Annotated in this window: 7 protein-coding genes; all 7 read right to left on the reverse strand. The window is 58.0% G+C overall.

The window, feature by feature from the left end; genetic code table 11:
• Nucleotides 1-308: NAD(P)-binding domain-containing protein (locus QUA57_RS27970; RefSeq protein ID WP_333251509.1), on the reverse strand; the 308-nt coding region annotated here is incomplete at its 3' end.
• Between the two features lie 107 nt (nucleotides 309-415).
• Nucleotides 416-1,345 carry an NmrA family NAD(P)-binding protein gene (locus tag QUA57_RS27975; RefSeq protein WP_333251513.1) on the reverse strand — a complete coding sequence of 310 codons (930 nt, stop codon included), beginning with the start codon at nucleotides 1,343-1,345 and terminating at the stop codon, nucleotides 416-418.
• Nucleotides 1,346-1,500: 155 nt separating this feature from the next.
• Complete coding sequence (locus tag QUA57_RS27980) at nucleotides 1,501-2,247, reverse strand: NAD(P)-binding domain-containing protein (protein WP_333251516.1); 747 nt, start codon at nucleotides 2,245-2,247, stop codon at nucleotides 1,501-1,503.
• Nucleotides 2,248-2,470: 223 nt separating this feature from the next.
• Nucleotides 2,471-3,199: a nitroreductase gene (locus QUA57_RS27985; protein ID WP_190663286.1), complete on the reverse strand. Its 729-nt coding sequence runs from the start codon at nucleotides 3,197-3,199 to the stop codon at nucleotides 2,471-2,473.
• Nucleotides 3,200-3,221: 22 nt separating this feature from the next.
• The gene (locus tag QUA57_RS27990) at nucleotides 3,222-3,698 is read right to left on the reverse strand and encodes a MarR family transcriptional regulator (protein WP_333251522.1); all 477 of its coding nucleotides are present in this window, start codon (nucleotides 3,696-3,698) and stop codon (nucleotides 3,222-3,224) included.
• A gap of 436 nt (nucleotides 3,699-4,134) precedes the next feature.
• Entirely contained in the window at nucleotides 4,135-4,398 is a 264-nt protein-coding gene (locus QUA57_RS27995; protein WP_333221402.1) for a hypothetical protein, read from the reverse strand.
• Nucleotides 4,399-4,427: 29 nt separating this feature from the next.
• Nucleotides 4,428-5,444 carry an LLM class flavin-dependent oxidoreductase gene (locus QUA57_RS28000; RefSeq protein ID WP_333251525.1) on the reverse strand — a complete coding sequence of 339 codons (1,017 nt, stop codon included), beginning with the start codon at nucleotides 5,442-5,444 and terminating at the stop codon, nucleotides 4,428-4,430.
• Between the last annotated feature and the right edge of the window lie 209 nt (nucleotides 5,445-5,653).

Below are 5,653 nucleotides of genomic sequence, written 5' to 3' on the forward strand. Positions count from 1 at the left end.
ATGGCATCGATCTTGTCGTCGCGGTGGGGATAATAATTAGACGTGTCGATGACGACTGTCTCGGCTGGTAGGTTGGCGATTAGCGGCGCGATTGTGGGAATGCGGTTGAGAGGGATCGAGAGGATCACCGCGTCAACGTCCTCCACAGCTTGGGCCGTCGAGACCGCGCGTGCGCCGAAAGCCAGCACATCGGCCTCGATCGTCTCAGGGCCGCGAGAGTTGGCCACCTTCACGTCATGTCCGGCTGCACTGAGTTTGCGTGCCAAAGTCTTCCCGATATGGCCAGTGCCAAGAATGCCTATCTTCATAAAACGATTTCCTTGTACTGGGTAAGAGTCTCATTCCACTGCTGTACATCATTTGGGCCGGTCTTACCCCGAGTGAATTATACTCTCGCGCTAGTGATAAAAGAGGCTTATTCCGTGGGAGTTTCGTCGGCGCGCCGATCGACCAGATCGAGCAGTTCGGCCCGGTGTGCTGTCGCCCAAGCACGGAAACTGGTTCCGGGCCGACCCAGCAGATATGGGATGTCGTCGCGCACCGTGCCGAAATAGCCCAGCCGCCCGTCGGCCAGTTGTGTGCAGAATTCTATCGAGCTCTTGGCGTACCAGTCCTCGACCTTCAACCCGCCCGCCTTGAACAAGGCTTCCATGTCCGCTGGATGGCGCACGTCGCAGGTGATCGTGCGGCCCATGACCTCGCTCAACATGATGGCGAGTTCGGGCCCCGTCATCGTCTCGGTGCTGAGATAATAGTTTTTCGAGGCGTGGTTCTCGGGTCCGTCGCGCAAGACCTTGGCCGTGACCGCCGCAATATCTGTAACGGCGATGTAGCCGACCCGCTGCTCTCCCCAGAACACCGGGAACGAACCGCCCGTCGGCGGCGACACGTTCAACATTCCATCCATGAACATATTGGGGTGCAGATGCGTCCAGGGTATGCCACTGGCCTCGATGTAGCACTCGACCAGCGCGAACCAGGAGAATTTCGAGTCGGTGCAGTCGTCGTTGGCAAAGACGCCCTGATTGACGATGTGCTTCACCCCCGCCTTCTTGGCGGCGTCGACCAGCGTCTTGGTCTGGTGCGTCATGGCGATCGTGTAGCCGGTCAGGATATTGAGCCGATCGACGCCACAAAGCGCCGGGCCGAAGGTTCGCGGATCGTCGAGGTCGAACAGGACGGCGTCGCGGCCTTCGCCGCGCAGACGCTCCAGATCCTTCTGCTTACGCACGCCGACGCGGATGCGGGCATTGCCGGGCGTGCGATCGAAATCCTCTAGGATTAGCCGGCCGGTCTGGCCGGTGACGCCCATGAGGAAGATGAGCGGGCTGTTGTCGGTCGCCATGATTGCTCTCCGGTTGTTTGTGTGGATGTCGAACGGGAAGAGGCGTGGCGCGGCTCGATGATCGTGTGACGAGCCATGTCACGTCTCACTGTTGTGGTAGGTCGGGACGATCGGCGTGACGGGCGGGGAAGTTGTTCTCCAGCCCATGACCGCCTTCACATGAACAGCGCGCGGGTCAGGCGCACGGCATAGTCAGAATCAGGGTTGGTAGTGCTATCACCCACCCGCTCCATGATCGCCTCGATCGCAAGCTCGCGGCGCCTGGGCAAGCGCTCACGTTCCGCCGAGGCGAGCGCGGCAGGCATCTCCTCGCGGCTGAGGTCTGTGCAGTAACAGGGCGAGCCGGGCTGCTGGCGCCAGGACTCGGCAAGCGTGCCTGAATAGACCGCGTCGAGACCGGTTTCGTCGACCAGCGTCATCGCCACGTCGCGCTCCCGGTCGCCATCGGCGGCGACGGGGATTGCGATGCGACCCGCTGCCCCTGCAGGCGCGCCCTTGTCGGCGAAGGATGCGGACGTGATCGCGTTCCATGCCTTGGCAATTGGGCGACCGATCTGCTCGGCGACCCACTCGCTCTCGGCCTGCCCGCCTTCGATCGCCGCAATTTCGCCGTCACGCTTGGGATAATAGTTGGACGTGTCGATGACCACCGTTTCGGCGGGCACGTCTGCGAACAGTGGTGCGATCCGGGGGATGGCGCCAAGCGGCGTGGACATGATCACCACATCAACCCGTGTGACCGCCTCCGCGGAGGTGACCGCACGGGCACCGTTCTTGAGGATGTCGACGTCGATTGTCTCGGGATCGCGCGAATTGGCGACCTTCACGTCATGTCCGGCCGCGCTCAGTTTTGTCACCAGCGTCGTGCCGATATGGCCGGTGCCAAGAATGCCTATCTTCATAAAACGATTTCCTTGTACTGGGTAAGAGTCTCATTCCACTGCTGTACATCATTTGGGCCGGTCTTACCCCGAGTGATTCTCGAAGTAGGGGCGCGCGGCAGGAGTCGGCCGGGCGCGCGGTAGCCACCAATCTGCCCGGCGTCAGCCTGCGCCAGCGCGGCTTTTACTTCTGGTCTGTGGGTTACATCTGTTAAATGACCAATCATCCCCATCCGAACATTTTTTAATGGTGAAAGGTCACGCTCTCTGAGACGGGAACGCGCCCCATCCGAACACTGTTGACTGGTGCTGTGAAGTCTGGATAGCCAAACGCAATGGCAAACATCAGCTTGAGTTCATCGGAGATACCCAAATATTCGCGGATGGTCTGTGCAAAAAAGCCAATGGCGGTCTGCGGAATACCTCCTAAACCGCGCGCCGTCAAAGACAACAAAAACGTCTGGCCATACATTCCAATGTCACCGCCAACGCGCACATTATCTCCAAAGGAAGGCATGAAGAGCAGAGCGACATGAGGTGCACCGTAGAAGGTGTAATTTTTTGCAGCGGCTTTATGACGCGCGATCTTGTCGCCCCGCGCCACACCCATCGCCTCATAAAAGGTTTTGCCGTGTTCAATTCGGCGTTCACTATAGGCGCCATAAAAGCACTCCATATCGAAGCTAAAATCCGGCGTGAAATTCTCCGCTTCGTTTTGCTCGGTTAGAATGCGGCCCAATTCTTTGATCTTTTCGCCCGAAACGATGTGTGTGTTCCACGGCTGCGTGTTGCAATTAGATGGAGAATATTGTGCATCTTCCAAGACTTGCTTTATTTGAGCGTTAGGGACGGGTGTTGGTAAAAATGAGCGGAATGAGCGGCGCGCTCGAACTGTCTCTTCAAAAGAGAGCGTTTGTGATGGTTCATTTTCTAATTCAATGAGACCGTTTGAAAGGTGTGTTGCGTTTGACATCGTGAAACCTCAAAAGATGGTGTCAGTTGGAAGGTGGTTCGTGGTCGAGAGCCTTGGCTGAACGGGGTATTGCCAGCGCGTTCAAGGTGTCGCGAAGCTCGGCAAGGTCTTCATCGGAGAGACGGCAGGCCGTCTCGATCTTTTCAGGGATCGAGCACGCTGCCTCGCGGAGTGCCTCGCCCGCTTCTGTCAGATCGATAAGAACGCGGCGTTCGTCCTGCTGGTCGCGGGTGCGCGTCACCAACCCCGCGCTCTCAAGGCGCTTTAAGAGGGGCGTCAAGGTTCCGTTATCCATACCGAGCTCTTGCCCTACTTCCCCAACAGTGCGCGGGGTGCCCTCGTAGAGAGCGAGCATGACCAGAAACTGAGGATAGGTCAGACCCAAAGGCTCAAGAAAGGGCCGATGAAGCCGAATGACGCGGTTCGACGCACTATAGAGGGCAAAGGAAAGCTGCCTCCCCACCTGTCGCCGTTGGTTGATGTTCGAGTTGTTATCCATTTAAAAATCCAGTCAACCACCATTATATAGCACACTATATAATAGTTCAATACCTATAATCTTAATATTTTCTGAGCCAGGGCTTGAGTCACTACAGATTCATCAGGATAAAGGCATATCCTGAGCCAGAGCCTAGAACCGCCAAGGCTATTAAATAGTACCAAGCGCGTGACACACGGTATTTTAAATCAAGATCCCCTTCCGGGCGAGATTGTGGCTATTTTTGCAGCGGCCGAAATTATATCCTCTAACTTCGGCGGAAATCTTGTGGCCTCTGACAAAAATCCCGTTAGAGGTTAGGCGGGATAAGTGTAGCGACCTGCAAAGTGGTTTGCAGTTTTCTAAGTCTTGGAGGTATTGTGGGACGAGCCTGTAAAGCTTTGGTGTATATAATTTTTAACTTACTTGCTTGTCCCTTTTTCATCCCAAACTCACGTTACATATAAATCACACGGTTCACGCGAACCAGGAAATCGGCATCCGGATTTGTCGTAGCGTCACCAAGCCGCTCTAGGAACACTGCAACTGCCAAGTCCCGGCGCTTTGGCGATCGTGATGCGTCGGCAGATGCCAGGGCTGCCGCCATCTGTTCGCGCGTGAGATCGGTGCAATAGCAGGGCGTGCCGGGTTGCTGACGCCACGAATCGGCGAGCGTGCCGGCGTCGAAAGCATCAAGCCCAGTGTCTTCGACGAGCGCCATCGTTACTGAGGAGCGACTAATTTCTAGCTCTAAGGTGTCGTCAAACCCATGACCGATGCCACGATCTCGAACGACCGAAGCCGGGCTGCACGTTCGTAGACATCGGACACGAGGATAAGCTCGTCCGCGGAGGTCTCCTGTAGCAGTGCTTCCAGTCCCTCCTTGACGATGGTCAGCCCACCGACTACCGAGCGTGCGAGCAGGCGCCCCGCCTGCGCCTTTGCTCGGGGCGACCAGTAGTCGTCGATGTTGTTGATTGGTGGCTCCAGGGGACCGGACGTGCCGTGTTGCAAAAGGTCGGCGAACGACTTCTGCTGCGAGGTCGCGAGGCGGCGCGCCTCATAGTCGGTGTCAGCGGCCACAACGTTCACGCCGACCATCGCGTAAGGGCGAGCCATCTGCTTGGAAGGCTTGAACCGCTCGCGGTAGATCCTCAGCGCGTCCAGGAGAAGGTCGGGAGCGAAGTGCGAGGCGAAGGCGTAGGGCAGGCCGAGATCTCCTGCCAGCGCCGCGCCGAACAGGCTCGAACCCAGGATGATCAAAGGGACTTCCGTCCCATCGGCGGGAGCCGCCACGAGCCGTTGTCCGGGCGACGAAGGTTCAAAGTACGCCTGAAGCTCGATCACGTCCTGGGGAAACGAGTCGGAGGCTTGGGGCGGCCGTCTCAGCGCACGGACTGCCATTTGGTCGGTGCCGGGCGCGCGGCCGAGCCCTAGATCGACGCGGCCTGGAAAGAGTTGGGCGAGCGTCCCGAACTGCTCCGCGATCACGTAGGGAGCGTGATTGGGAAGCATAATGCCGCCCGCGGCGAGGCGGATCGTGCTCGTCGCCGCGCCGATGTGTGCAAGCACGAGCGCGGTCGCGGCGCTCGCGATCCCGGAGGCGTTGTGGTGCTCCGAGATCCAGATGCGCCCGTAATTCCACCGCTCCAGGTGGGCCGCAAGGTCTCGCGTGTCGTCGAGGGCGGAGCGGGCATCTCCGCCCTGCTTGATCCGCACAAGGTCTAATACCGAAAGCTTCGTCATCACGTTTCCTTTTTCAGTCAAGCATTCTAGGTCGGTAACACTGTTGTGTGGTCAGGTCGCACAATGAAAAGGGAAATGGCATATATGCCCTTCACTTTCCCTTTTGGCCTCACCGCAATTTGTGGCTTTTACATACAAATCACACGGTTCACGCGAACCCCCAAATCGGCATCCGGATTTGTCGTAGCGTCACCAAGCCGCTCTTGCAGCACTGCAACTGCTAAGTCCCG

The organism is Microcoleus sp. Pol7_B2 (assembly GCF_036701035.1).
In the GTDB taxonomy this organism is placed as follows: Bacteria; Cyanobacteriota; Cyanobacteriia; order Cyanobacteriales; family Microcoleaceae; genus Microcoleus.

Bases quoted from the DNA above. Each gene is read 5' to 3' on its own strand.
- QUA57_RS27975 (WP_333251513.1), bottom strand. From the start codon at position 1,345: ATGGCGACCGACAACAGCCCGCTCATCTTCCTCATGGGCGTCACCGGC.
- QUA57_RS27980 (WP_333251516.1), bottom strand. From the start codon at position 2,247: ATGAAGATAGGCATTCTTGGCACCGGCCATATCGGCACGACGCTGGTG.
- QUA57_RS27985 (WP_190663286.1), bottom strand. From the start codon at position 3,199: ATGTCAAACGCAACACACCTTTCAAACGGTCTCATTGAATTAGAAAAT.
- QUA57_RS27990 (WP_333251522.1), bottom strand. From the start codon at position 3,698: ATGGATAACAACTCGAACATCAACCAACGGCGACAGGTGGGGAGGCAG.
- QUA57_RS27995 (WP_333221402.1), bottom strand. From the start codon at position 4,398: ATGGCGCTCGTCGAAGACACTGGGCTTGATGCTTTCGACGCCGGCACG.